Source organism: Treponema sp., from assembly GCF_052169735.1.
Taxonomy (GTDB): domain Bacteria; phylum Spirochaetota; class Spirochaetia; order Treponematales; family Treponemataceae; genus Treponema.
This window is the reverse complement of the sequence record NZ_JBQNBW010000019.1, coordinates 1-20,690: the sequence shown is the minus strand read 5'-3', so window position 1 is coordinate 20,690 and position 20,690 is coordinate 1. Positions and strand designations below refer to the sequence as shown.

The 20,690-nt window shown below is 41.5% G+C and carries 33 protein-coding genes; 25 read left to right on the top strand and 8 right to left on the bottom strand.

Annotated elements, in window-relative coordinates:
* Window positions 1–44: 44 nt before the first annotated feature.
* Both ACTTJ8_RS04775 and ACTTJ8_RS04770 read left to right on the top strand, forming a co-directional pair.
* A complete protein-coding gene (locus tag ACTTJ8_RS04775; protein ID WP_442716303.1) occupies window positions 45–254 on the top strand; it encodes a sulfurtransferase TusA family protein in 210 nt (69 codons plus the stop codon).
* A complete protein-coding gene (locus ACTTJ8_RS04770; protein ID WP_442716304.1) occupies window positions 251–532 on the top strand; it encodes a putative Se/S carrier protein in 282 nt (93 codons plus the stop codon). Before ACTTJ8_RS04775 ends, ACTTJ8_RS04770 begins: the two co-directional genes overlap by 4 nt.
* A gap of 278 nt (window positions 533–810) precedes the next feature.
* On the opposite strand, the gene secF is transcribed toward ACTTJ8_RS04770, so the two are convergent.
* Genes secF through yajC form a run of 3 tightly spaced genes read right to left on the bottom strand, consistent with a single transcriptional unit; the run spans window position 811 to window position 4,285 of the window.
* Window positions 811–2,046, bottom strand: a complete 1,236-nt coding sequence (secF, locus tag ACTTJ8_RS04765; protein WP_442716305.1) for a protein translocase subunit SecF — start codon at window positions 2,044–2,046, stop codon at window positions 811–813.
* Window positions 2,043–3,785 (bottom strand): protein translocase subunit SecD, encoded by a 1,743-nt coding sequence (secD, locus tag ACTTJ8_RS04760; RefSeq protein WP_442716306.1) that lies wholly within the window; start codon window positions 3,783–3,785, stop codon window positions 2,043–2,045. The genes secF and secD overlap by 4 nt, the downstream gene beginning before the upstream one ends.
* Before the next feature lie 59 nt (window positions 3,786–3,844).
* The gene (yajC, locus tag ACTTJ8_RS04755; protein ID WP_442720472.1) at window positions 3,845–4,285 is read right to left on the bottom strand and encodes a preprotein translocase subunit YajC; all 441 of its coding nucleotides are present in this window, start codon (window positions 4,283–4,285) and stop codon (window positions 3,845–3,847) included.
* Between the two features lie 345 nt (window positions 4,286–4,630).
* Here yajC and ACTTJ8_RS04750 point away from each other — a divergent pair, with 345 nt between their 5' ends.
* On the top strand, window positions 4,631–4,894 hold the full coding sequence (locus tag ACTTJ8_RS04750; protein ID WP_442716308.1) for an RNA-binding regulator: 264 nt from the start codon (window positions 4,631–4,633) through the stop codon (window positions 4,892–4,894).
* A 303-nt stretch (window positions 4,895–5,197) separates the two neighbouring features.
* On the opposite strand, the gene ACTTJ8_RS04745 is transcribed toward ACTTJ8_RS04750, so the two are convergent.
* Window positions 5,198–5,743, bottom strand: a complete 546-nt coding sequence (locus ACTTJ8_RS04745) for a histidine phosphatase family protein (RefSeq protein WP_442720471.1) — start codon at window positions 5,741–5,743, stop codon at window positions 5,198–5,200.
* Window positions 5,744–6,003: 260 nt separating this feature from the next.
* A complete protein-coding gene (locus ACTTJ8_RS04740; protein WP_442720470.1) occupies window positions 6,004–7,380 on the bottom strand; it encodes an alpha-amylase family glycosyl hydrolase in 1,377 nt (458 codons plus the stop codon).
* Window positions 7,381–8,453: 1,073 nt separating this feature from the next.
* Between ACTTJ8_RS04740 and ACTTJ8_RS04735 the strand changes: the two genes are divergently transcribed.
* The 4 genes from ACTTJ8_RS04735 to ACTTJ8_RS04720 are packed head-to-tail and all read left to right on the top strand — an operon-like array spanning window position 8,454 to window position 9,569.
* On the top strand, window positions 8,454–8,651 hold the full coding sequence (locus ACTTJ8_RS04735) for a hypothetical protein (protein ID WP_442720469.1): 198 nt from the start codon (window positions 8,454–8,456) through the stop codon (window positions 8,649–8,651).
* A gap of 38 nt (window positions 8,652–8,689) precedes the next feature.
* Entirely contained in the window at window positions 8,690–9,100 is a 411-nt protein-coding gene (locus ACTTJ8_RS04730) for a hypothetical protein (RefSeq protein WP_442720468.1), read from the top strand.
* Between the two features lie 9 nt (window positions 9,101–9,109).
* Complete coding sequence (locus ACTTJ8_RS04725) at window positions 9,110–9,376, top strand: hypothetical protein (protein WP_442719231.1); 267 nt, start codon at window positions 9,110–9,112, stop codon at window positions 9,374–9,376.
* A 22-nt stretch (window positions 9,377–9,398) separates the two neighbouring features.
* Window positions 9,399–9,569, top strand: coding sequence for a hypothetical protein (locus tag ACTTJ8_RS04720; protein WP_442719232.1), 171 nt, complete (start codon window positions 9,399–9,401; stop codon window positions 9,567–9,569).
* A 40-nt stretch (window positions 9,570–9,609) separates the two neighbouring features.
* Here the strand turns inward: ACTTJ8_RS04720 and ACTTJ8_RS04715 are convergent, their stop codons facing one another.
* Window positions 9,610–10,227: a hypothetical protein gene (locus ACTTJ8_RS04715; RefSeq protein ID WP_442720467.1), complete on the bottom strand. Its 618-nt coding sequence runs from the start codon at window positions 10,225–10,227 to the stop codon at window positions 9,610–9,612.
* A gap of 58 nt (window positions 10,228–10,285) precedes the next feature.
* On the opposite strand from ACTTJ8_RS04715, the gene ACTTJ8_RS04710 reads away from it, so the two are divergent.
* Window positions 10,286–10,429, top strand: coding sequence for a hypothetical protein (locus tag ACTTJ8_RS04710; RefSeq protein ID WP_442719234.1), 144 nt, complete (start codon window positions 10,286–10,288; stop codon window positions 10,427–10,429).
* Between the two features lie 24 nt (window positions 10,430–10,453).
* Here the strand turns inward: ACTTJ8_RS04710 and ACTTJ8_RS04705 are convergent, their stop codons facing one another.
* Both ACTTJ8_RS04705 and ACTTJ8_RS04700 read right to left on the bottom strand, forming a co-directional pair.
* Window positions 10,454–10,729 carry a helix-turn-helix domain-containing protein gene (locus tag ACTTJ8_RS04705; RefSeq protein WP_442720466.1) on the bottom strand — a complete coding sequence of 92 codons (276 nt, stop codon included), beginning with the start codon at window positions 10,727–10,729 and terminating at the stop codon, window positions 10,454–10,456.
* A 26-nt stretch (window positions 10,730–10,755) separates the two neighbouring features.
* Window positions 10,756–11,016, bottom strand: coding sequence for a hypothetical protein (locus ACTTJ8_RS04700; RefSeq protein WP_442720465.1), 261 nt, complete (start codon window positions 11,014–11,016; stop codon window positions 10,756–10,758).
* A gap of 174 nt (window positions 11,017–11,190) precedes the next feature.
* On the opposite strand from ACTTJ8_RS04700, the gene ACTTJ8_RS04695 reads away from it, so the two are divergent.
* The 17 genes from ACTTJ8_RS04695 (at window position 11,191) to ACTTJ8_RS04615 (ending at window position 20,637) form a co-directional block, all read left to right on the top strand.
* On the top strand, window positions 11,191–11,985 hold the full coding sequence (locus ACTTJ8_RS04695) for an LPD29 domain-containing protein (RefSeq protein ID WP_442720464.1): 795 nt from the start codon (window positions 11,191–11,193) through the stop codon (window positions 11,983–11,985).
* A 56-nt stretch (window positions 11,986–12,041) separates the two neighbouring features.
* Window positions 12,042–12,278, top strand: a complete 237-nt coding sequence (locus ACTTJ8_RS04690) for a hypothetical protein (RefSeq protein ID WP_442720463.1) — start codon at window positions 12,042–12,044, stop codon at window positions 12,276–12,278.
* 4 nt (window positions 12,279–12,282) lie between these two features.
* On the top strand, window positions 12,283–12,498 hold the full coding sequence (locus tag ACTTJ8_RS04685) for a hypothetical protein (RefSeq protein ID WP_442719238.1): 216 nt from the start codon (window positions 12,283–12,285) through the stop codon (window positions 12,496–12,498).
* 3 nt (window positions 12,499–12,501) lie between these two features.
* Complete coding sequence (locus tag ACTTJ8_RS04680) at window positions 12,502–12,846, top strand: hypothetical protein (protein ID WP_442719239.1); 345 nt, start codon at window positions 12,502–12,504, stop codon at window positions 12,844–12,846.
* 25 nt (window positions 12,847–12,871) lie between these two features.
* A complete protein-coding gene (locus ACTTJ8_RS04675; protein WP_442719240.1) occupies window positions 12,872–13,036 on the top strand; it encodes a hypothetical protein in 165 nt (54 codons plus the stop codon).
* Between the two features lie 3 nt (window positions 13,037–13,039).
* Window positions 13,040–13,390: a DUF4406 domain-containing protein gene (locus ACTTJ8_RS04670; protein WP_442720462.1), complete on the top strand. Its 351-nt coding sequence runs from the start codon at window positions 13,040–13,042 to the stop codon at window positions 13,388–13,390.
* Entirely contained in the window at window positions 13,387–13,584 is a 198-nt protein-coding gene (locus tag ACTTJ8_RS04665) for a hypothetical protein (protein ID WP_442720461.1), read from the top strand. Before ACTTJ8_RS04670 ends, ACTTJ8_RS04665 begins: the two co-directional genes overlap by 4 nt.
* 53 nt (window positions 13,585–13,637) lie before the next feature.
* Window positions 13,638–13,970, top strand: a complete 333-nt coding sequence (locus ACTTJ8_RS04660; RefSeq protein ID WP_442719243.1) for a hypothetical protein — start codon at window positions 13,638–13,640, stop codon at window positions 13,968–13,970.
* 4 nt (window positions 13,971–13,974) lie between these two features.
* Complete coding sequence (locus ACTTJ8_RS04655) at window positions 13,975–14,715, top strand: hypothetical protein (protein WP_442720460.1); 741 nt, start codon at window positions 13,975–13,977, stop codon at window positions 14,713–14,715.
* Window positions 14,716–14,872: 157 nt separating this feature from the next.
* On the top strand, window positions 14,873–15,886 hold the full coding sequence (locus tag ACTTJ8_RS04650) for a YqaJ viral recombinase family nuclease (RefSeq protein ID WP_442720459.1): 1,014 nt from the start codon (window positions 14,873–14,875) through the stop codon (window positions 15,884–15,886).
* A 17-nt stretch (window positions 15,887–15,903) separates the two neighbouring features.
* On the top strand, window positions 15,904–17,169 hold the full coding sequence (locus ACTTJ8_RS04645; RefSeq protein WP_442720458.1) for an AAA family ATPase: 1,266 nt from the start codon (window positions 15,904–15,906) through the stop codon (window positions 17,167–17,169).
* A complete protein-coding gene (locus ACTTJ8_RS04640; protein WP_442720457.1) occupies window positions 17,166–17,735 on the top strand; it encodes a 3'-5' exonuclease in 570 nt (189 codons plus the stop codon). Before ACTTJ8_RS04645 ends, ACTTJ8_RS04640 begins: the two co-directional genes overlap by 4 nt.
* On the top strand, window positions 17,732–18,739 hold the full coding sequence (locus ACTTJ8_RS04635; protein WP_442720456.1) for a recombinase RecT: 1,008 nt from the start codon (window positions 17,732–17,734) through the stop codon (window positions 18,737–18,739). Before ACTTJ8_RS04640 ends, ACTTJ8_RS04635 begins: the two co-directional genes overlap by 4 nt.
* Before the next feature lie 121 nt (window positions 18,740–18,860).
* Window positions 18,861–19,322 (top strand): hypothetical protein, encoded by a 462-nt coding sequence (locus ACTTJ8_RS04630; RefSeq protein ID WP_442719249.1) that lies wholly within the window; start codon window positions 18,861–18,863, stop codon window positions 19,320–19,322.
* Window positions 19,323–19,353: 31 nt separating this feature from the next.
* Complete coding sequence (locus tag ACTTJ8_RS04625; protein ID WP_442719250.1) at window positions 19,354–19,638, top strand: DNA methyltransferase; 285 nt, start codon at window positions 19,354–19,356, stop codon at window positions 19,636–19,638.
* 39 nt (window positions 19,639–19,677) lie between these two features.
* Window positions 19,678–20,280, top strand: a complete 603-nt coding sequence (locus ACTTJ8_RS04620; protein WP_442719251.1) for a master DNA invertase Mpi family serine-type recombinase — start codon at window positions 19,678–19,680, stop codon at window positions 20,278–20,280.
* A gap of 12 nt (window positions 20,281–20,292) precedes the next feature.
* On the top strand, window positions 20,293–20,637 hold the full coding sequence (locus ACTTJ8_RS04615; protein WP_442719252.1) for a hypothetical protein: 345 nt from the start codon (window positions 20,293–20,295) through the stop codon (window positions 20,635–20,637).
* Window positions 20,638–20,690: the final 53 nt, after the last annotated feature.

Here is a 20,690-nt window from a genome sequence, read left to right as displayed (position 1 = left end):
AAGTATTGTTTTTAGAGGTTCTCGAGAAAAATAAGGAGATTTTTATGGCAGATTATACAGTAGACGCACGGGGACTTTCTTGCCCCGAACCGGTAGTACGGACAAAAAAAGCATTTGATGGGCATCAGGCATTTGAGGTACTCGTTGATAACGAAACCTCAAAAGAAAATGTTATCCGTTTTTGCGATAAGATGAAGGCTGCAACAACAGTTGCACCCACTGATGACGGTTGGAAAATCAGCGTTACAAAATGAGCAGCTGCTATATTGTAACGTTTAATACCCATTACGAAGCGATGCTCTGTATGCGCAGTCTTGAAAACCATGAGGCTGTGCGTACAGGAGCGATGAGCATAAAGCTGATACCGGTACCGCGGGAGCTTAGTTCCAGCTGCGGTACCGCAGTAAAAATAACCCCTGCAAGCAACACAGCCGCTGATACCTTCAACATAGGTTGGCTTGCAGACATCGAACATGATGAGTTTTTCAGTCTCGGCTCTGATGGGAAATACACCCGTATTGAACCCGCATAAGTAAAAGTAACCATCACCCGGTGCGGAGCATCAGGTTGGTCAGCCGCGGTGTAAAAGTAAAACAAAACCTTTGGTCATTCCTAAGACGCGGTTAGTTTTTTACAGATGATCCGTTGTTCGTGCAGAGCGTCATTCCCACATACTGATTTTTTGAGGGAGTGACGATACACCCAAGTGCCGGGTATGCACCATTTCTACAAAAATAAAAAGCCCCGCCTTTATCCTTGTAAACACGCAAAGATAATGGGCGGGGCTTTTTCATCTTACGCCTATCTGTCTTAGACAGTTACACCGGAGATGACTTCTTTTTTTGTTTGCAATAAATCACCTGCTGCTGTCCGTTTGCCGGAGAAGAAGGTAATACAAGCACCGGCAATATAGATTGTTGAATAGACACCGCTTGTCATACCAACAATAAGTGCGAGAGCAAAGTCTTTCATATTACCTGAGGTAAATGCATAGAGCGAAATAGCGGCAAGCATAGTGGTTACTGTTGTAATAATCGTCCTTGTCAGTACTTCGGTTTGTGCCAAATCGAGAACTTCAACCAAGGGCAGCTTAGGATTAAGCCGGATGTTCTCGCGGATGCGGTCGAATACAACAACGGTATCGTTGATTGAATAACCGACAATGGTTAAAATTGCTGCAATAGTTGTTGACGTAAACTCCATACGTGACCATACAATAAAGGCAAGCATAATTAGTACGTCGTGAATCAATGCAAGTACCGCTCCCAAAGCAAATGTCCAGCGGAATCGGATCAACGCATAGAAAAAAATCAAGAACAATGCACCAAGCACTAACAAGATAGCCTGCTGTGCAAGCGAACTGGAAAAACGGGAACCAACGAAATCCGTACTCAACACAACAAAATTATCCGCTTCATATGCTGTAACCAGTGCAGTAGTGATAACCGCTCGCAGTTCGGCATTTGCGTTGGTATAGGTACCGTTATCGGGTAAACGGATTTGGAAAACCCGGTCTTGCGCTTCGCCGACTTGCTGCACCGAAGCAGAGGGAATAGAGGCAAGTGCATGCCGAACCTCATCAGCATCAATCGGCTGTATCTGAGACGGAACATAATGCACTCTAAACGGTTCCATCGTTACGCGGGAGGTTTCAGCAGTAATAAACACATCCCGTAATGGGGTACTTACCGGTGCCAGCGTCTGTATTTTGATACCATCAATTTGCTGCTGCACAGCATCAATAAACTGACCGATTTCCGGATAGTCCGTATATTTGAAGGAATACACTTTGTTTTCAGTATCAACCGAGATGACAGTAAGGTCTATACCTTGTCCGTTCTGTGCTACTTGTACATTCTTTTCCCCGTTATAGGTTAAAATAAATGCCGATGGAGCAAAGCGGACTTTTGCAATAAAACCTGCCTGAAAATCAATACCGAAGTTAATACCCTTGGTAAAAAAGCCCGCAATACCGGAAACAATCAGTGCGGAGCTGAAAATAACCATAACAGTAAAAAGCTTGCTGAATTTTATACACTTTTTCATGCGAGCGTCCTCCAACTAATATGAAGCTTCTTCTGATGCAATGTCTCCGTACCGAAGTCGAATATTAACCGAGAAACAAATAAGGCTGTAAATACGGAGGAAACAACACCGATCGTTAAGCTGTATGCAAAACCTTTGATCGGACCGGTACCCAAAATCGAAAGGAAGAGCGCTGCAATAAACGTGGTAATATTGGAGTCCATAATTGCCCAAAAAGCATGGTCAAAACCCGTTTGAATTGCAGCTTCTCTACTCTTGTTGAGCGCAAGCTCTTCTTTAATTCTTTCAAAAATAACAACGTTTGCGTCTACTGCCATACCGATGGTCAAAATCATACCGGCGATACTCGGCAGTGTCAGTGTTAAATTGAATGCCGACAGTACACTGAATACGATATAAAGATTGAGTACCTGAGCAACACACGCATTAAAGCCGGCGGTACGATACCAAATCAGCATAAAAGCCAATACCGCAATAAGCCCCCATTGAAGAGCCTTCAAACCTTGATTGATTGCCAGCTCGCCCATGCTTGCTCCGATTACCTGCTGATTTTCCAGCTGCAGCGGTACGTTGAGCCATGCCGTGCGCAAAATGGTTTTCAAGTTTTCTGCTTCATCAGCACTAAAACCGCTAATCGTACCCGTTCCGCCGGTAATCGGCTCCTTGATATTCGGTGCTGATTTTATTTTATCATCCGACACAATTGCCAGCCGTTTACCTTTATTAGCCGTGGTAACCGTTGCAAAAATTTCCCCGCCTTCTCTATCAAGTTCAAAAACAACCTGCGGCTCATTTGTCTGGCTTGTTGTTGTTGTAACACGCTGTAAATGCTTCCCCTCAAGAGCGGCTTCTTTTTTAACAACTAAAAAGCCTTGCCGTTCATCCAGTCCGTATGAATCTTTACTGTAAATTCCGAGAACTTTTGTATCTTCCGGGATGATGGATGGATCAAGCAGATTGTAGTCTGCATCAAATGTTCGGGTAGGGTTAGCATTATAATAAGAATAAAAGGCGCTTGTGGCATCGTCGTCAACAATATGGAATGCAAGGAGACCGCGTCCCATAATAATCGAGTTAATCTTATCGGCATCGGCAGCACCGGGAATTTCTACATAAATACGATCATCCCCCTGTTGCCGAATTACAGGTTCTGTAAGTCCAAACTTATCAATACGGCTGGAAATGGTATCTATCGCAAGATTCATCGCTTCTTTTTTAGCTGAAAGATCGGTTTCCCCGCTTCCCGTTACCCCGCTCAAATCAGCCTTGATAATAATACTCATACCACCGGAAAGATCGAGTCCAAGCTTTACCGCGTTTGCCTGCGCATTTTTAATACTCAATATCTTACTTCTATATGAATCCTCAAGAATTGGGCTTATTGCCGACCGAGCCTTATCTTCGGAACTTTCAGGAAAAGCTGCAAGCAAGTCCGCAGCCGTCCACACAGCCGGAGCCGGTTTACCGAGGCTTTTTAAGTTTTTCTTTGCAGCTTTGATTAACGGTTCATATTTAGGAGCAACCGGATCGGTGTTGCCGTCCTTTGCAGCAATAATCAGCGCATCTACATCGGCTTTCGTCATATTTACAACATAGTCTTTAATTTTTTCTCTGGAACCGAGCGCCAATGCCTTATCGTCTTTATCTGTCCAAAAATACCATTTAAGGGTGGGATATAAAAATGCAAAACAGAGGCCTAACACAGCCAGAACAATCACGAATCGCGTTCGTTTTTTCATGTCTATCTCCTCATCTAACAGGAACAAAGGTTCCGTGCATACCGCTGCCGGGGTTTATCCTACTTCGATTCTCCGGCAAAATCAGGCGGCTGAGGTTTCTCAGCATCGGAAACCTCAGCTTTTTTCTCTTTCTTTTTACCAAAAAGAGAGGACAATAAAGAAGCTTTCTCCGGCGTATTTTCCAAACGGTTTGCCTTTGTCTTTTCGTCCAACAGCACGGTCGCAATCGCGGATCGGTTCATTTCGAGCTTACAGCCGTCATCAACTTTGAGGATAATGGTATTTTCCTTTACGGAAGTAATTACGCCGTGAATACCGCCGATCGTGATGATTTTATCGCCTTTCTGAGCGCCTGAAATCATTTCCTGCGTTTTTTTCTGCTCTTTTTTCTGAGGTCCAATGATAAAAACGTAGAAAATCACAAAGATAAGACCGAGCGCCACAAGCGGAACAAAACTCCCGCCGGAGGCTGCTTGCTGCAACAATGGAATAAGATTCATTATTTACATCCTTATTTATGATAGAATATCCTTTAAATACTAGCATAAATAAAATGCGTAGTCAAGGATTTGATTCCTGCGGAGTTAACGCCCGCTACGATGTGCCGAAACCGTTGATTTGTACCGTGGATTCTCCATAAATTGCAGTTTATACTTCCATACCTGCGTGATCAATCGGTTGACCGTGTATGGAAACTGTGCTAAAGTATCTTATTCGTATGAGCCTTGTTTGTGTTAATTGATGTGCCGAAAATTCTGCTTGCATAATAAAATAAAGGTCTCATAGAAAATGTTTCCGTATGGATTCAGTATTTAGTTACCGTAACCGGTAAAAAGGATTTGAGTATGGCTCAAAAAATTTATGTAGGAAATCTCAATTATGCAACTACAGAAGAAGGTTTAACGACCTTGTTCGGTTCTTACGGAGATGTTGTTTCGGCTGTTGTTATAAAGGACAAGTTTAGTAACCGCTCAAAAGGATTCGGGTTTGTTGAAATGGCTGATGAGAGCGCTGCACAAGCAGCTATCGAAGCATTAAACGAAAAAGAATTTGAAGGCCGCCGCCTTCGTGTAAACGAAGCACAGGAAAAGCCGCGCCGCAGCTTCTAATTTTTGAGGGGAAGCTTCAAAACAAAGAGTTTAAGAGCTTCCCCCGTAAAGAAGCCCCCCTCTTACGCAAAGACGTTTCTGCAAATCAGCATACCCCGACGCTTGCGTCGGGGTATCAAACCATCCGCACGAATCAAACCATGTTTCACGAAGTTTCAGCAGACAGTTTTACTTGAGACAAGCGGTTCTGTTTTTCCGTGTTTCCCGTAGGGTGTTTAAAACATTGAGTTCTGCATGTTGTTTATTATATCATCTATCAATCGTTCAAATTATTTTTAAATCTTGCTTTTGATCTGTTTATTATTATAAATCGAACTCGAGCAGTTGACAGTTGGTAATTTCAAGTTTGAACAGTTCTTCCATAGAAAAAGACTTAAAATACGTGCATAGCATCGCTGTCAATACCCCATGACATACAAACAAAATATTTTCATTACTCTTTCCGGTTTGTTTTAATTCTTCTATTATACTATAAGCACGGTGTGCAACCTCACAGAGGGATTCTCCCTGCGGAAATTTAACAAAAGGATTTTTATAAATACGGATAAATTCATCGGTTTTCCAGTACTGCCCTTCAAAAGTCCCAAAATTTATCTCTTTAAGCCGGTTATCAATGCAGGCTGTTAGATTCAGCGCTTTTTCAATATAAGATGCCGTATCACGGGCACGTTTTAGCGGCGATACATAGATCGCAGTTATTTGATTTTTTTCTTGATCCTGCTTCAGCCGTTCTGCCAAGGTCTTTGCCTGCTCTCTTCCAAGATCGGTCAAGTCAGATTCAAAAACACCGCAAGCTAAAGCATTACGGTTCCCATCTGTTTCTCCATGCCGTGCAACAAAAAGTTTCATATCCGTTAGTATAAACAGTTTGCACAGAAACAGCAAGAGAAGCAGAACGGTTAGAAGGCAGCTGAAACAATCAATTAATCAGCTATATTATAAGACTGTTGCTGTTTCTTCATTTTTATAGATACTCTATGATAATTTTGCTGATGGACGGCATACAGGATTTACTGATGAGCAGCAGTATTTACTGATCGCTAAAAACAACTGAACACTTCGTTATTGCTTTCTTCAGAATCATTTTCCTGCATCAGCCGTACATCGGCTTACTTCTTGCGCAATATCAGTATCGAACACGGAGGCATTTGCAGCCCTTTTAACGCATCGGAATGATAGACGCGCCCGTCCGTCAAGCTCTCATACTCACCCGCCGGAATGGAATGGAGCGAAACAAAGCCTTGCGCAAAATCCGCATTCACGATAATCAATATTTTTTCTTCATTATATTTGCAATATTCTCGCCAAAAGCCGAATTGCCGGTTTGCAACAAACTCCTGCCGGTACGAACCGCGCTGTAAGGCGGGATGCTGTCCGCGTATCTTTGCAAATGTTGTAATCGAGGTGCGGATAAACCCTGCATCAAAACCGGGGGTGGTAAAATCAGGAAGCGCCCCGAACGGCGGAAGCGGCGGACGCAGTTCATAATCGCAATTATGGCTCCGCACCCCTCTGATGCCGTACTCACTGCCGTAGTAAATGGACGGAATACCGGGAATGGTAAAAAGCAGTCCGTACAAAAGATGAATATGCTGCTCCGGCTTGTTGAGCGCACTGACCGCGCGGTTTACATCGTGGTTGTCCACAAAATTATACAAAGCACTGTCCCTATACATCCCTCTTTCGCTATTGTATTCCCTGTCCAAATTATACGAAAGCTCATACATATTCTGATCATTCAAACACGACCAGAGCGCTTTATACATTTGATAATTTGTTACTGAATCAAGCCTGCCATTCCGCGTCCATTCGGCATAGTCGCCATGCACCACCTCTCCCATCAGCCAAAAATCAGGCTTAATACTTCGGCAAAAAGCCCCCAGCGCATCCAGGAAGTTTTTACTTAACACATCCGCCGCATCAAGCCTGAGTCCGTCTATTCCAAACTCTTCAATCCACATTTTTACCGCACCAAAAAGATGCTCCCGCACTGCGCCGCTATCACCATTCAGCTTGACCAAATCCTTGCAGCCAGCCCAGCCTTCATACTCAAAGCAATCCCCCTGCGCACTCCGCCGGGAAAAATCAAGATTGACATACCAATCCTTATAGGCGCTGCCGTATCCATGCCGCTGAATATCCTTAAACGCAAAAAAATCCCGCCCTGTATGATTAAACACCGCATCCAGCACCACCGCAAAGCCCTTTTCATGGCACAGACGGCAAAACTCCTTAAACCGCTCATTATTCCCCAACCGACGCTCCACGTGATAATAATCCACCGTATCATACCCATGCGCCGTTGACTCAAACACCGGTCCAATCAGCAGCGCATTACACCCCAACGCCCTAATCTCATCCAACCGCCCCGCCAGTTTCTCAAAAAAATCCCCCGCCGGACACGCAAAGTCATTCCGCTTAGCGCAATTCCCCATCCCCAGCGCATAAATATGATAAAAAACCTTATCTGAAAAAACTTGAGCCATAGCCCCCTCCATCATTTGTTTTATTTTTTTTAGTTTTGGGCGGATTTTTGCTTCCAGCAAAAACCAGGCTTTTCGGGGTTCCGCCTCTCGGCTCCATTCCTCCGGAACGGCTTCGCCGCCCCTACAATCCTTTCCGCTGCTGCATGGAACCACGGACATCCCTGTCCGTCCTGAAATCCTTTCCGTCAGCCTTTTGAAAAGAGACGATGTAGATACAAGGAGCTAGCTGAAAATAAAGCGGAGGCACGCCAAAGGATATACATCCGTGTATATCCTTTGGCTGCGAGTTCGTAATACGAACTCGATACTGCTTGGAACCACTGCCCTCCTTGGCAGTTTTGATACGTTGAGGACACTTTTTTGCCGTATGACGCAGTAGATGCGTCGTATATTTTCAAAAGTCCCTTTCCGTAAGCCTTTTGAAAAAAGACGGTACAGATACGAGGCGCAAGTACAAATTAACCGCAGGCACGGTAAAAAATATACATCCTTGTATATTTTTTAACTCTGTACCAGAATTTCAAAAAAATGCACTAGATAGCCTCCAGTACATACTTTAACAGCTTATCACAATCACTTTTCATTAAAACTAATCTCTAACTGTCAGAAAGATTGTAAGAAAAACGAGCAAGCGCAGCAAGACCCTGTTACGGCGGGCTTGTAAGCAGCTTGCTATACACGAATTACCGACATAAATCGGTAATTCGGCGGCTAGGTAAGTTGTCGAGGTTGCTTACTTGGCCGTTTTACGGCGGAAAGCGCATAGGGCAACCTCGAAATAGCCTTATGCGCTTTTTTCATGCCTTTGCAGAGGATTGAGCCTTCACGTCCGGTGCAAAGTACGGAGCAAGGCTAGGAGCAAGCCGCCTACTCTCCTGTGTGGGTGAGCAAAAATCACGGCTTCCGTGTCGCCGTAAAAAGGCGACCAAAATAGGCTTGGGAGTGTCCCAACTTCGGGCGGTTGAGGGTTTTAGAAACCGTCCATCTTTTTACAGCGTACCAAAAACCGGCATTACTCTGTTTCGGCGAGGATGCAAAAAAGGAATGATACTACAGGGAAGGGGTAAAATACAATGAAGAAGCTTTTTAATTTTGCTGTTGGTTTTGCTATCTGTTTGATTGTCGCTTTAATTGTTACTGCTATTTTTGCTGTGCAATCCGGTAATGGTTGCATGATAGCTGTGTGTATTATGGGGGCATTCTGGATATTAAGCCTATTGGCATTGCTGCTTATGGCCTATATTTCTTTTTCTGAAGATGGATGGGATTGAGCCTTTTTGTGTTCTTTATCAAAAATGAAGAGGTTGATATGAAAGTATATTTGTATTGCGTGGTTCTTTTTATCATAATCGCCTTTTTTGCACTGCTCTATTTGTTTGTTGAGCGTATAAGAAAAAGCCCGTGCACCACAACACCGGATGCTCTTTCTTGTATAGATAAGGAAGGAACGGCTGACACTGAAAAACAAGAAGATAGCAAGACAGTATCAGCAGGTGAGTATTATGCAACGCTCATGGCGGAAAACTATCGTAAGTCGATTCAAAAAAGATTACGGCAAAAACAATTCTTAAAACGGCACCCCGAAACCGAACAGGTGATACACAGCCTTAAATGTATCGAAGGTTCCATACAGGGTATCAATAACGCCGTAAGAAAGCTAAGCGATAATCTGCGCGATCTTCAAAAAAAGATAGCCGAGCTTTCAGAGCTTGCGGAATAAGGAGATTATATGAAAAAAGACCGAATAATAAAGGTATTGAATGAAATTCAGCCGCCGTATGAAATCATTGCGCTTTCCTGTAAACAGGGAGTATGCAGATTAGAAATAATAAATACAAAAGAAAATATAACGGACAATCTGCTTGATGATATTCTGCGATATTTTTTAGATAATCATATCGAAGTAATAAAAAGTGAGAAAGATATATATTCTATGCCGTTGAACTACGGGCAGTGTAAAATTTATACACTGTTAGTTATCAATATTGCTTCTTAAAGACCATGAGGAGGTTATGATTATGGAAAACAAAAAAGAAGTTGACAACATTCAACTATTGGCTGATATAAAAGCCGTTGTTGAAAAACACGGGGCAGTAATTAGCGAATACGCTTATCGTCCTAAAAATGAAAAGTGTTGGTACTGCTTGGATTTGGAAATCGTGTTAAAAAGAAATTGCGCTTTATCATAGATAAAACGCAATTTGAATGGGTTAGCAATTCTTGAAAATATTATCCTTGCTGATTTTTAAGGATTTGGAAAACAAGTGTTTTAATTTCTTGTAATTCCTTCGATAAAAAATTGACATTAGTAAGCAGTTGGTGTTCTTTAGCAGTAAATACTTTTTGATTCTTTCTTCTTTTTGCTAACGGTTGTTGTATTTGTAATGTATAGAGGATGGATTCCTCCCTAATTGTTGAAGATAAAAGTTCTAAACAATCAGCGTAAATTTTTGCAGCCTTATAAGCAGCATCATCATCTGTTATTTTTTTTGCTTCAAAATCATTTTTTATAGTGTGTATATCAGTGGTTATAGTACTAATGATCTCTAAAACTTCTTGTGTTGCATACATTCTACAACGAACTTCAAAATAAATATTTTTATCCATAAGAGATAAAAGAAAAGCAAGAGTTGTAGTATTTTTAGGAAAGAAATTATCAGATGTTGAATGCCATTCTAATAAATCTTCATATAGTTTTAAGCGGCGTTGATATAAGTCTTGTTTTCTGTTTTCAGCAATAATTTTTTGATTTGCTTTTTCATTTGCTTTATTATTTACTATTGTAACGATATAAGTACCAAAAGAACCGATCAAAACGCATAAAATAGCAAACAGTCCATCTATCATATCAATCTCTCTTAATTTTTTATATCGGGAGATTTTAATAAATAGAACAGGAGTTTTTATGACCTTTCTTGAAATTTTCTTTTTTAGCATCAGTGTAGGCATTACTATAGGTGCGGCTTTTGCTTATCTGAAACAACGAAAAGATATGGAGCAATATTTTGAGGATGATGTGCAATTCTGGAAAGGCGGAAGTGGCTTTTAATGAAGATACCGATACATGACAATCTTATATGTTATCGAGTGTCTCTATTGTCTTATAAAGCAGCTCTTTTGCCTGCTTTATTTTTTCTGAATTATCCGGTTCTTCTCCGGTAACGAGATATTCAACAGAGACACCGAGAGCAACCGCTATTTTATAGGATTGTTCCGCATCCGGTAATCGGTCTTTTTGAATCCATTTACTAAAGGTATCAGCTCTTTCATTTATTTGCTTAGCTATTTTATCTTGCGTAGCATTTTGGGCTTTTAATAATTCTTTTACACGCATCCAGAAATCTAACATACGTTATAATTATGGTAGAAACTTGATTAACCTTGCTGATTTTTGAGGATTTGAAAAACAAGTGTTTTAATTTCTTGTAGCTCTTTCGATAAAGAGACTGTCAAAACTTGTAGCTGTTCAATCTGCTGCGATTGCTCTTGAGTGATAGTTTTTCCTTCACTTGCATAAGCCGTTACCGCATCAATGACATATTGTGTCCGTGTTTTATTTGAGCTTTTAGCCTGTTTGTCTAAATACTCTTTAAAATCCAAAGGTAGATTGAACGATGTAGCAATATTGTTACTCATACTATGAATATATCATAAGAAGCTAAAAACGTCATTAGAAAAATAAAAAAAAAGCTAAAAAATCGCTAAATTCTCATAAAAATACTTGACAAAAAGCTATTATATAGCTATTATGATAATATCAATAGCTAATAAAAAGCTACAGCAAACCTAAAACACAAAGGAGCAACAACCATGAAATACTTTACCAAAAAAATGACATTAGACGAAGTGAAAGCAGCATACAGAGCAGCAGCGATGCGGCTGCATCCTGATAGAGGCGGCAGCACAGCGGCAATGCAGGAATTGAACAATGAATTTGAAATCGCTTTTGCGATGGCTCAAAAATTCGGCAAAGCAAATACAACGTATACCAAACAACAGCCTAAAACAGCGGAAAGTGCAAGCAGCTACCGGCGGCAGTTTTATACAGTGAACGGCTGGCAAGGTGAGCGCTATGATCGCAACCTTACAACAAAAGACATTGCAAAGCTCATCCGTGAATACGTCAAAAATGCGTATCCGACATACCGTTTTTCAATCACCTCAAATATTCGCCATATTACCGTATCTTTAATAGAGCATCCGGTAGAGCTGACAAACCGCGAATTGTTACTTAACTATTATTATACATCTGTTTATTCAAGACCGGTATATATTCCATCAAAAGGATATATCAATGCTAATGACACAAATGAAGCGGATCGGGAAGAATGGATTAACCACCAGATAGAAACAGCCGGATGCAAAAAGAACTTTTTTAAATCCGACACGTGGCTTAATCCTGTTGTTTTCGCAGTTTTGCAAGACATTCAAGATTTTATGAACTCGTACAACTACGATGACAGTGATGCAATGACTGACTATTTCAATGTTCATTTTTACGACTCTTTACAAATTGGCAAAGATGGAAAACCTGCGAAGTTTGTAGAGCGCACTGCGCGTATCAATCCTAAGAAGGAAAAGGAAGCGAAACGGCTTACCGCATAATAACAATCTAACCGCCGGATATACTCCGGCGGAAACATAATTGAGGAGTATGAAGTATGAGAAAACAAGGTATTGTATGGGTTTTATTAAAAAGCAAACCAGACAAATGGCATAAAGCTATTTTTTATAAAAACGGCAAAAAGGATACGTTTGCTTGGTATGGCAGAGAAGTTACAGATGATGTGGTTGATTGGCATTTTTTGTCAGAAGCAGAGTTGCAAATGGATATCTTTTTCAAACCTTTGGAAAAACACGATATCGAAAAAATAGCTTCGCTCTCGATTGGAGAATAACACTATGAGATACGTTAAGAAGGTGAAAATTTTTTCTTCAAATAATGATGCTGTTTTAGAAAATATAGTTAATGTTTTTCTTTCAAAAGAAATAGAACGCGGATTTTCTATTATGAGCATTCAATATCAAATTATAAGCAATGATGACCCCAATACGGTAGGTTATTCGGCGGTAAAGTATTCTTGCATGGTGTACTACAGCGAGCCGGTAGAGGAATAACCGATGATTGCTATTCAAAATGAACAGCTAATAATCGGCTATGAAACAGGATTGATCGAAACAAACCTTTCTAACGGATGGATAGTAAAACAGCGCTTTGATTGGTACGTCGATTATGACGGGCTACAAATAGACTATACCCCCGACGCAATGGAAGTAAGCGGGGATGAGCAAAGAGAAGAATACAGCGACGAAGAACTTTCGATATTAAAGACTTGCGAGTGGGATATATCTGACTTAGAAGCCGAGATTCTCAGCAGCCGAGAGTATGAGGAAGCAGAAACAGAATATAAAGCAAGTTTAGATACATACTCCTATTACGGAGTATCGGAAAGAGATTTTTATTAACGAGGGTGATAAGGGGGGATGAGAGATGGCACAGCGCTTTGTTTTTGAAGGGTATAAAAATGCAATACGAAATATGATTTATTTTCGTAATGACAAACCGCTGTATATCTTTTGGCGGAATGTCTATAAGCATTACCGCGATGCAGTATGGAAACAGCAGGAAGTATTTCAAACAAAAGGAGCAGAATAATAAATGAAAGTGTATTTATCCGGCGCAATAAGCACTAATCCGAATTACAAAAACGATTTTGAAACCGCCCGTAAACGGCTCAATGATGCAGGGTTTGCGGTTATGTCCCCGACAATTTTTTGTGATGAAAGTATGAATTTTGACAGCAGAACGCGAAAATGTTTACAAGTGCTTTCAACGTGTAGCGCTGTTGCGGTGCTCGTAACACCATATCAATCGGCGCGATGTTGCTTAGAACTTGATGTAGCAAGTGTCCTTTCAATGCAGGTTAAAACGGTTGAAGAATGGATTGAAACCGCCGAGCGGCAAAAGCAGCATCGCGGTTTATGTCGCCGACGGGAGATGAGAGGATGAGCGATAGTGAAATACTTTTTATCATCTTTGTCTGTCTTTGCGGCGGCTACCTGCTTGGTCGCGCTCATGCTTTTGTAATCAACATCTTGAACGATTGTTACAATGAAAACTCATTATCGGAAATCGAAAATCACCTCAAAGTAATAAATAACGAAATTGCAGCAATTATAGAACGAGTAGAAAAGAAATCATAAGCGTATTTTTTACAATACATGACACAGCGGAACAGACGCTGAAAGGAGCAACTATGGAGAAAGTTACATTGCAAACACTCAATCGCGGTGCAGTAATCGACTTATTCAATGTTGAGTTTGAAAAATTACTTGCAAACATCAATGACGAAAACACAAGCCCTACTACATCGCGCAGTATCACGATCAAAATTGAGGTAAAACCGGGCAAAACACGGCGGGATGCAGAAAGCCGTATTTCGGTAACAAGCCGTCTCGCCCCGATAAAACCGGCAGAAAGTACCCTCTATCTTGATATCGATGATGGCATTTTTGCTGCCTATGAAGATAACCCTGAGCAGCATACATTAGATTTTACCAGCGGAAAAGTTTCCGTTTTAGGAGGTTAGACGTATGGATTTTGGAAAAGAAGCAATCGAAAAGATTGAAAGTTTGGTAAAGGATAGTTTTACCGTACAGGTAGACGGCAGAGTATACAGCGCACACAGCTTAAATCCGGTATTGTATGAACCGAAGGCAAAAGCGGTTGATGTTGCAACGCTTACGGGGTTTGTCGATTTTGTCGAACGGAATATTGATGATCTTGATTTAATACAATCCTTTTTTGCTGTCATTAATGATCCGGATTCTGTTGTATTGTATTCAGCGCTTTCAAAAGAAAAGAGAGATCGCGAAATGATAGTATCTGCACAACTTGATAGAAAAATGGAAACATTTCCGTTTAATTATTTCCTTCCGCAAGAAGATTTTATCATCAAACTGCATTCTCTTTTTGAAAAAAAGGAAGGCGATGATTTTGATTACGTTGCACTGATGGTTTCAAAAACAGTGCAAGCTGATACCGCTAATACGGATGACGATGGCATCACACAGCACGTAACCGTCAAGAAGGGCGTAAGCGGAGCATTAAAAGAAAAAGGAGAGATAAAACCGATTGTCCGCCTTTCTCCGTACCGGACATTCAGAGAGATTGTACAGCCTGAAAGTCAATTTTTATTGCGTATTAAAACCAGCGATAACGGGGCGGTACAAGCTGCATTATTTGAGGCTGACGGTGGAGCATGGCGTAATGAGGCGCGATTGAGAATCGCTGAATACTTGAAGGAACGTATCAAAGTATCGGTAATCGCGTAGCAATTATCGAGACAAGTAACGTCAAGGTAAGCTGACAGGCAGCGTAAGCGGGTTCAACTCCCGCACCTTGACATCCATCCTTGAAACATGCGACCGCTTGTCAATAAGGATAATGTTAGGAAGTTTTCATATACATTAACACTACAAGGAGTAAGGTATGGAACCATTGTACAAACAATTACTTGCAACACACAAAGAACATGTGTTTACCAAAGGCATGACAAAAGAACAATGGCTTTTAGAGCGGAGAAACAGTATCGGCGGCTCTGATGCCGGAGCGGTAGTGGGATTAAACAAGTGGTCAAGCCCGCTTACCGTCTACCTTGATAAAAAGGGATTAAACCATTTTGATGGTAACGATGCAACAGAGCGCGGCAGCTGGCTAGAAGAGCCGATCCGTGAAAAAGCGAAAGAAGCATTGGGCGTTATGATCGAAGAGTGCCCCTATATGTTTACTTCTGCTACGCACCCCTTTATGAGCGCCAATATTGACGGACTTGTATATATCCAAGAAGAAAAAGAAATCAATGGCATTTCACTTTCCGGTTTAGGCGGGCACGAAATTAAAACGACGCAGCGAGGGGACGATTTCTCTGAACATGAAATACCGGATAGCTACTTTGCGCAAGTGCAACATTATATGGCAGTACTTGAGTTACCGTGGTTTATTCTGTCAGCGTATTTTATCGACCGCCATGCGTTTTGCCACTATGTTATCCAGCGCGATGATGCATTTATCAGCCGTCTCATAGAAGCAGAAAAAGATTTTTGGGAAAACTTCATTGAAAAAGGTATTATGCCTGCTCCCTCCGGTATTGATGCAGAAAGTGATGCTATTAACGCGCTTTTTACCGGCTCTGCAACAACGCTCATTTTAGATAGCGAAGCAGAGAGCATGAGCTCAGAATATCTTTTAATCAATAGTCAAATGAAAGACCTTGAAAAACGCAAGGCACAGCTTTGTGAAAGCCTGAAACTTAAAATCATTGCACAGCAAACAGCAGGTGAGAGCAAAGCACATGCGATTGCAGGGAACTACAAAATCAGTTTTTCAAAGAGTGTAAGGAGATCGGTTGATACTGACCGCTTAAAAAAAGACGGACTGTATGAGCAATACTGTAAAGAATCGGAAAGCAGTATGTTCCGTGTTACCGAATCAAAAACAGCGTAGGTAGGGGGTAAGAAATCATGCTATTACAGCGATTAGAAATCCGCAATATGCGGAAAATCAAACAAGCGGAAATAGAGTTTCACGGAGCGGGAGTACAAGTTATTCAAGGCTTGAATAAGTCCGGCAAAACGACCATCGCACAATCGATTGCGCTCACGCTTGGCGGAACAAAAGAACTCATTCCCGGAACAATAACGCACGGCGAAGAAAGCGCGGAAATTATCGCGTATACCGATACCGGCTTAAAAATCCGTACCATTGTGAAAGATGAAGTAAAACAGGAAGTGTCCCGCTTAAACGATGCGGGGCGCTATACAAAAGTATCGGGCGGGGTTCGGGCATTTCTTGATTCCCTGCGATCCGGACTTGAAGCACCATACACCATGAAAGATTGGACAGATGCCGCGGTGATAGAACTTCTGAAAGAGCGTACCGGTACCGCTGAAAAAATTACTGCTATTGATTCGGAATTAAAGCGTCTTGAAGATGAGCGAACGCAAATCGGCAGGGAGAAAAAACGGCTGGGAACGCCTACCCCTGTACCGGAAGCGCAGCACGGAAAACCGATTGACGAATTGCAAGCAGAAAAAGAAGCGGCAATGCAATTTTTACAATCCCTTGCCCGCGCATTTGAGAGCGCTGAAAAAGACATCCATGCGATGAGCTTTAAGACGGAAGCGGATATTGATGCAATGATTAGACGGCTTACTGAAGCAAAAGAGAATTTGCACACGTGGCTTTCAAAACAGGGAAAACACTATACCGATGGCGACATTCAAAAGCTGGACGCTGCCATTCTCGAATGGAATAAAAACGAAACAGCCGCTACCGCCTACGATGCGTATTGCGATTCCTGCAAAGTGATCGAAAAACTTGAACAAGAATATCAGGCGTTGACAGAATCCATCGAAGCGAAACGGCAAGAGCGTAAAGCCGTTTTAGCGAATATGAATTTAGGCGTTGCAGGACTGGAAATTACCGAAGACAACACACTCGTTCATAACGGTGCAGTGCGGGGTATTACGCAAACAAACAGAATCGGTAACTGGTCAACGGCACAAAGTATACAAGTCTTTTTCTCTCTCGGTGTCCGCTTTTCCGGAGAGATTAAGGCGCTTGTTATTGACAATGCAGAAAGTCTCGATGAAACACATCAGGCAATCATCTCTGAATGGGCAGAAAAAACCGGCTTTTTAGTCATTCTTTTAAAAGTTGGCATCGTGCCGGAAGAGATGGAAGAAGGCATTATTTACCTAAAAAACGGTGAGGTGGTAACAGCATGAATGTCATCTGGTGCGATACCGAAACAACCGGCATAAAGCCTGAAGATTCAGGGGCTTTTGAAATTGCCATCATTTTTGCCTGCGATGGCAAAATTATTTGTGAGTGCGGGTTTCACCTCAATCCTCTGACTGACACGATTTTGTATCACGAGGGAGCAGCGCAAGTACACGGTGTTAGTGAACAAATAATCCGTTCCTACCCTCCGGCAGAACGGGTAATCCCTGAAATAGCCGCCTTTTTCTGTGAAGCGATGGAGAATTATTGCAGCGGTGAGCGGATGGTGTTTGCAGGCTATAACTGCCTTTTTGATTGGAATCATCTGCAAGCGCTTTTTACCCGTTGCAACGAAAGACTCGATGATTATTTTTCTACCCGCTTTGATGTAATGGAAATGGCAAAAAAAGCGGCTGCTAAAAAGCTCATTCCCTACCAAAAGAATTTCAAGCTCGGTACCATCTGTAAATCGCTCGGCGTTCCATTAGAAAGCGCTCATAGCGCAGGTGCAGACATCGAAGCGACGAGAAACGTGTGCATCGAACTTTATAAACGAGGAGTAAACACATGAACGTAAACACTAAACAAAAACAACAAGAGATAAAACAGAACAGCTCTTTACGCGATATGATTATGCGCAATATGGATATGTTCAAAATGGCGGTACCAAAAACAGTTACACCGGAGCGTATGGCGCGTATTGCAATGACCGCGGTTACCAAAAATCCGAAGCTCGCGCTTTGCAGCCTCGCTTCTTTTTTTGGTGCGCTTCTTACCGCCGCACAGCTGGGGCTTGAAGTCAACACACCGCTCGGGCAATCCTATCTCATCCCCTACAACGGAAAACGCGGGATGGAATGTCAATTCCAGCTTGGGTATCAAGGTATTCTCGATCTCGCCTATCGCACGGGGAAGTTCCGTAGGATAAAAGCGGTGGTAGTTCACGCCGGTGATGATTTTATCTATTCTTATGGATTACATGCCGTCTTAACGCACGTACCGAAAATGATTGGTACACCGACACATGTCTATGCGCTCTATGAACTGCTCAACGGTGGTATCGATTTTGAAGTGTGGACATGGGAGCAAGTGATAGCACATGCCAAGCAGTATTCGCAAAGTTTTAGTAAAGCGGATTCCAGCTGGCAAACCGCGCCGGAAGAGATGGCAAAAAAAACGGTCTTAAAAGCGCTTTTAAAGTATGCACCGAAAGCAGTTGAATATGCCAATCCTGAACAGGAAGGACTTGCAACGGCAATAAATATGGATGGCGGCATCATCACAAAAAATATTGTCCGTGATGGTGATTATCAAGAAATCACAGATACCGTTGACTATGAAACCGGTGATGACGTGCAAATACCGGAAGCGCCGGCTCATAAGGTGCCAAATGAGCAGCCTCCTACACAGATGGCGGAACCTGCTTCTCCTTCACCCCAACGGAGTAGTACCACGCAGCCGAAACTCCCTGCGGGAAAAGACGCTACCATTAGCGCAGAAACGGAAACACAATTAAATGCCTTATGGGATGCCCAGCAGCAAGCAACCTTTGATGATTTGGGCTTCCCGATGTAGGGATTGGTATAAGGTACATACCGTGCCTTTTTTTATTTAAAGAATACCAGCCTATCGTTCTTTTCGCGCTTGAAACGATAGGCAGTATTCTCAGCGACTATTTTACACTATGGGAGGAAAAGTGTATACAGCAAGCGCGATTGCAAAAAAAGCGCATGTGAAACCTGCCGAAGTGCGGTATTTTGCGCGGAAGTATAACATACCGAAAATCACGGTTGAAAACAAACACGTCTTTATCTTTGATAAAAAAGACTATCGGCTTTTTCTTCTTTATAAGAACATCGGTAAAAAGAAAAAAGAGAATAAAAAGCAACTGCATTTCCCTTTTTATGATAATCAGAAAATATGTATACCCCCGCAAAAGATCATCAATAAAAAAGATGCACAGCGTGAAAAAATGTTGATAAAAAAACTCTGCGAACTCTTACAAAAAGCGGGTATAAACGGCATTGATAAAGCCGTTGTACAAACAGTATTAAAGATTGAAAAAAAAGCGCTTGAAAATCTTTTAAACAAAAACAGTACGCTGCCAATAGCAGAAGATGACAGAATAGACAATAAGCTGTACTGGGTTGGAAGATAAGACTATCTATTTTTTTATATGAGGATCTTTTATGCACGAATATAACTTTGAAAGAAAATCTGAATATGAACATTTAATCCGTACCTTTACCGACATAAATGATGTCGTAATCGATCCATGCGCGGGAATCGGTACAACACTCCTTGCCTGTAAAAATCTCGGACGGAAAGGATATGGCTTTGAAATAAAACGAGAGTATGTAAACGGGTTTTATGAAAAGCTCTTGCCGCTTGCGCAAGGAGATTTATTTATTCAAGCAGAAGTTGAGGCGCAAGAAAAAGAAAGGAAAGCACACCGCGCCGCTTATCAGAAATAATGATATTAAACTATTGGAGAAATAAAAAAGGAGTAAGAAATGATTTATGCTTACATCAGAGTAAGTACAGAAAAGCAAACCGTTGAAAATCAACGGTTTGAAATAAATAACTGGGCAGAAAATAAACATATCACTATTGATAAATTCGTAGAAGAAATTATTTCCGGGACCGTTGCTATTGGGCATCGTAAACTTGGAGAATTAAGTAAGGTATTACAGAAAGATGATGTGATCATTGTTAGCGAGCTTTCACGTTTAGGTAGAAGTCTTTTGAATGTAATGAGTTTTCTCAATGTCTGTATTGAGCGGAATATTAAAGTCTTTTCAATCAAAGAAAATTTTGAATTTGTAGATAATATCAATTCAAAAGCATTAGCGTTTGCTTTTTCACTTGCAGCAGAAATTGAACGACAACTGATCAGCCAACGGACAAAAGAAGCGCTTGCTTTGCGGCGTGCTCAAGGCGTTGTGTTAGGACGCCCACAAGGTAAAAAGAATGCTGCTGAACGATATAAGTTGTACGGCAAAGAAGCGGAGATACAAGACTATTTAAGTAAGAAGATACCAAAGGCTGCGATCGGCAGGCTATTGGGTGTGCACCGAATAACGGTTGATAAGTTCATAAAAGAAAATAATCTTTAGGAGTAATTCACGATGGGAGAAAATACTTTTTATCATGATTTATTACAAACGGCATTATCATGTGATATTAAAATACTCAATGATGATTTTTGCTGTAAGCTCTTAGCGTGGTTGTATATCTTTGGTGGAGGATACGAAAAAGTTATTTACAATATAAAAATGAGAGAGGAAATTCAGTATGCGCAAAAACGGCTTAATCTGTATGCTGGAGAAATCTGCAATCAAACATTACTACCATTACTCAAACAGCGAATGCATGAATGCGGTACATATTTTAATCCGGTTCTCCCTGAATGGATAGCAGAAATTGATGATCGATACGGAATAAAAACACATCGTTCATATAAGGAGAAATAGATGTCAGTAAGTTTTATCTTTTATGAAACCTTTGCAAAACAATTAAAACTATT

Excerpts from the sequence above, each read along its gene's own strand:
- ACTTJ8_RS04615 (WP_442719252.1), top strand. The coding sequence starts at position 20,293 with ATGGGAGAAAATACTTTTTATCATGATTTATTACAAACGGCATTATCA.
- ACTTJ8_RS04735 (WP_442720469.1), top strand. The coding sequence starts at position 8,454 with ATGAAGAAGCTTTTTAATTTTGCTGTTGGTTTTGCTATCTGTTTGATT.
- ACTTJ8_RS04640 (WP_442720457.1), top strand. The coding sequence starts at position 17,166 with ATGAATGTCATCTGGTGCGATACCGAAACAACCGGCATAAAGCCTGAA.
- ACTTJ8_RS04770 (WP_442716304.1), top strand. The coding sequence starts at position 251 with ATGAGCAGCTGCTATATTGTAACGTTTAATACCCATTACGAAGCGATG.
- ACTTJ8_RS04690 (WP_442720463.1), top strand. The coding sequence starts at position 12,042 with ATGAGAAAACAAGGTATTGTATGGGTTTTATTAAAAAGCAAACCAGAC.
- ACTTJ8_RS04635 (WP_442720456.1), top strand. The coding sequence starts at position 17,732 with ATGAACGTAAACACTAAACAAAAACAACAAGAGATAAAACAGAACAGC.
- ACTTJ8_RS04705 (WP_442720466.1), bottom strand. The coding sequence starts at position 10,729 with ATGTTAGATTTCTGGATGCGTGTAAAAGAATTATTAAAAGCCCAAAAT.
- ACTTJ8_RS04730 (WP_442720468.1), top strand. The coding sequence starts at position 8,690 with ATGAAAGTATATTTGTATTGCGTGGTTCTTTTTATCATAATCGCCTTT.
- ACTTJ8_RS04775 (WP_442716303.1), top strand. The coding sequence starts at position 45 with ATGGCAGATTATACAGTAGACGCACGGGGACTTTCTTGCCCCGAACCG.
- ACTTJ8_RS04715 (WP_442720467.1), bottom strand. The coding sequence starts at position 10,227 with ATGATAGATGGACTGTTTGCTATTTTATGCGTTTTGATCGGTTCTTTT.
- secD (WP_442716306.1), bottom strand. The coding sequence starts at position 3,785 with ATGAAAAAACGAACGCGATTCGTGATTGTTCTGGCTGTGTTAGGCCTC.
- ACTTJ8_RS04660 (WP_442719243.1), top strand. The coding sequence starts at position 13,638 with ATGGAGAAAGTTACATTGCAAACACTCAATCGCGGTGCAGTAATCGAC.
- ACTTJ8_RS04665 (WP_442720461.1), top strand. The coding sequence starts at position 13,387 with ATGAGCGATAGTGAAATACTTTTTATCATCTTTGTCTGTCTTTGCGGC.
- ACTTJ8_RS04655 (WP_442720460.1), top strand. The coding sequence starts at position 13,975 with ATGGATTTTGGAAAAGAAGCAATCGAAAAGATTGAAAGTTTGGTAAAG.
- ACTTJ8_RS04620 (WP_442719251.1), top strand. The coding sequence starts at position 19,678 with ATGATTTATGCTTACATCAGAGTAAGTACAGAAAAGCAAACCGTTGAA.
- ACTTJ8_RS04645 (WP_442720458.1), top strand. The coding sequence starts at position 15,904 with ATGCTATTACAGCGATTAGAAATCCGCAATATGCGGAAAATCAAACAA.
- ACTTJ8_RS04700 (WP_442720465.1), bottom strand. The coding sequence starts at position 11,016 with ATGAGTAACAATATTGCTACATCGTTCAATCTACCTTTGGATTTTAAA.
- ACTTJ8_RS04680 (WP_442719239.1), top strand. The coding sequence starts at position 12,502 with ATGATTGCTATTCAAAATGAACAGCTAATAATCGGCTATGAAACAGGA.
- ACTTJ8_RS04710 (WP_442719234.1), top strand. The coding sequence starts at position 10,286 with ATGACCTTTCTTGAAATTTTCTTTTTTAGCATCAGTGTAGGCATTACT.
- ACTTJ8_RS04650 (WP_442720459.1), top strand. The coding sequence starts at position 14,873 with ATGGAACCATTGTACAAACAATTACTTGCAACACACAAAGAACATGTG.
- ACTTJ8_RS04625 (WP_442719250.1), top strand. The coding sequence starts at position 19,354 with ATGCACGAATATAACTTTGAAAGAAAATCTGAATATGAACATTTAATC.
- ACTTJ8_RS04750 (WP_442716308.1), top strand. The coding sequence starts at position 4,631 with ATGGCTCAAAAAATTTATGTAGGAAATCTCAATTATGCAACTACAGAA.
- ACTTJ8_RS04745 (WP_442720471.1), bottom strand. The coding sequence starts at position 5,743 with ATGAAACTTTTTGTTGCACGGCATGGAGAAACAGATGGGAACCGTAAT.
- ACTTJ8_RS04670 (WP_442720462.1), top strand. The coding sequence starts at position 13,040 with ATGAAAGTGTATTTATCCGGCGCAATAAGCACTAATCCGAATTACAAA.
- ACTTJ8_RS04740 (WP_442720470.1), bottom strand. The coding sequence starts at position 7,380 with ATGGCTCAAGTTTTTTCAGATAAGGTTTTTTATCATATTTATGCGCTG.
- ACTTJ8_RS04695 (WP_442720464.1), top strand. The coding sequence starts at position 11,191 with ATGAAATACTTTACCAAAAAAATGACATTAGACGAAGTGAAAGCAGCA.
- ACTTJ8_RS04685 (WP_442719238.1), top strand. The coding sequence starts at position 12,283 with ATGAGATACGTTAAGAAGGTGAAAATTTTTTCTTCAAATAATGATGCT.
- secF (WP_442716305.1), bottom strand. The coding sequence starts at position 2,046 with ATGAAAAAGTGTATAAAATTCAGCAAGCTTTTTACTGTTATGGTTATT.
- ACTTJ8_RS04720 (WP_442719232.1), top strand. The coding sequence starts at position 9,399 with ATGGAAAACAAAAAAGAAGTTGACAACATTCAACTATTGGCTGATATA.
- ACTTJ8_RS04725 (WP_442719231.1), top strand. The coding sequence starts at position 9,110 with ATGAAAAAAGACCGAATAATAAAGGTATTGAATGAAATTCAGCCGCCG.
- ACTTJ8_RS04675 (WP_442719240.1), top strand. The coding sequence starts at position 12,872 with ATGGCACAGCGCTTTGTTTTTGAAGGGTATAAAAATGCAATACGAAAT.
- yajC (WP_442720472.1), bottom strand. The coding sequence starts at position 4,285 with ATGAATCTTATTCCATTGTTGCAGCAAGCAGCCTCCGGCGGGAGTTTT.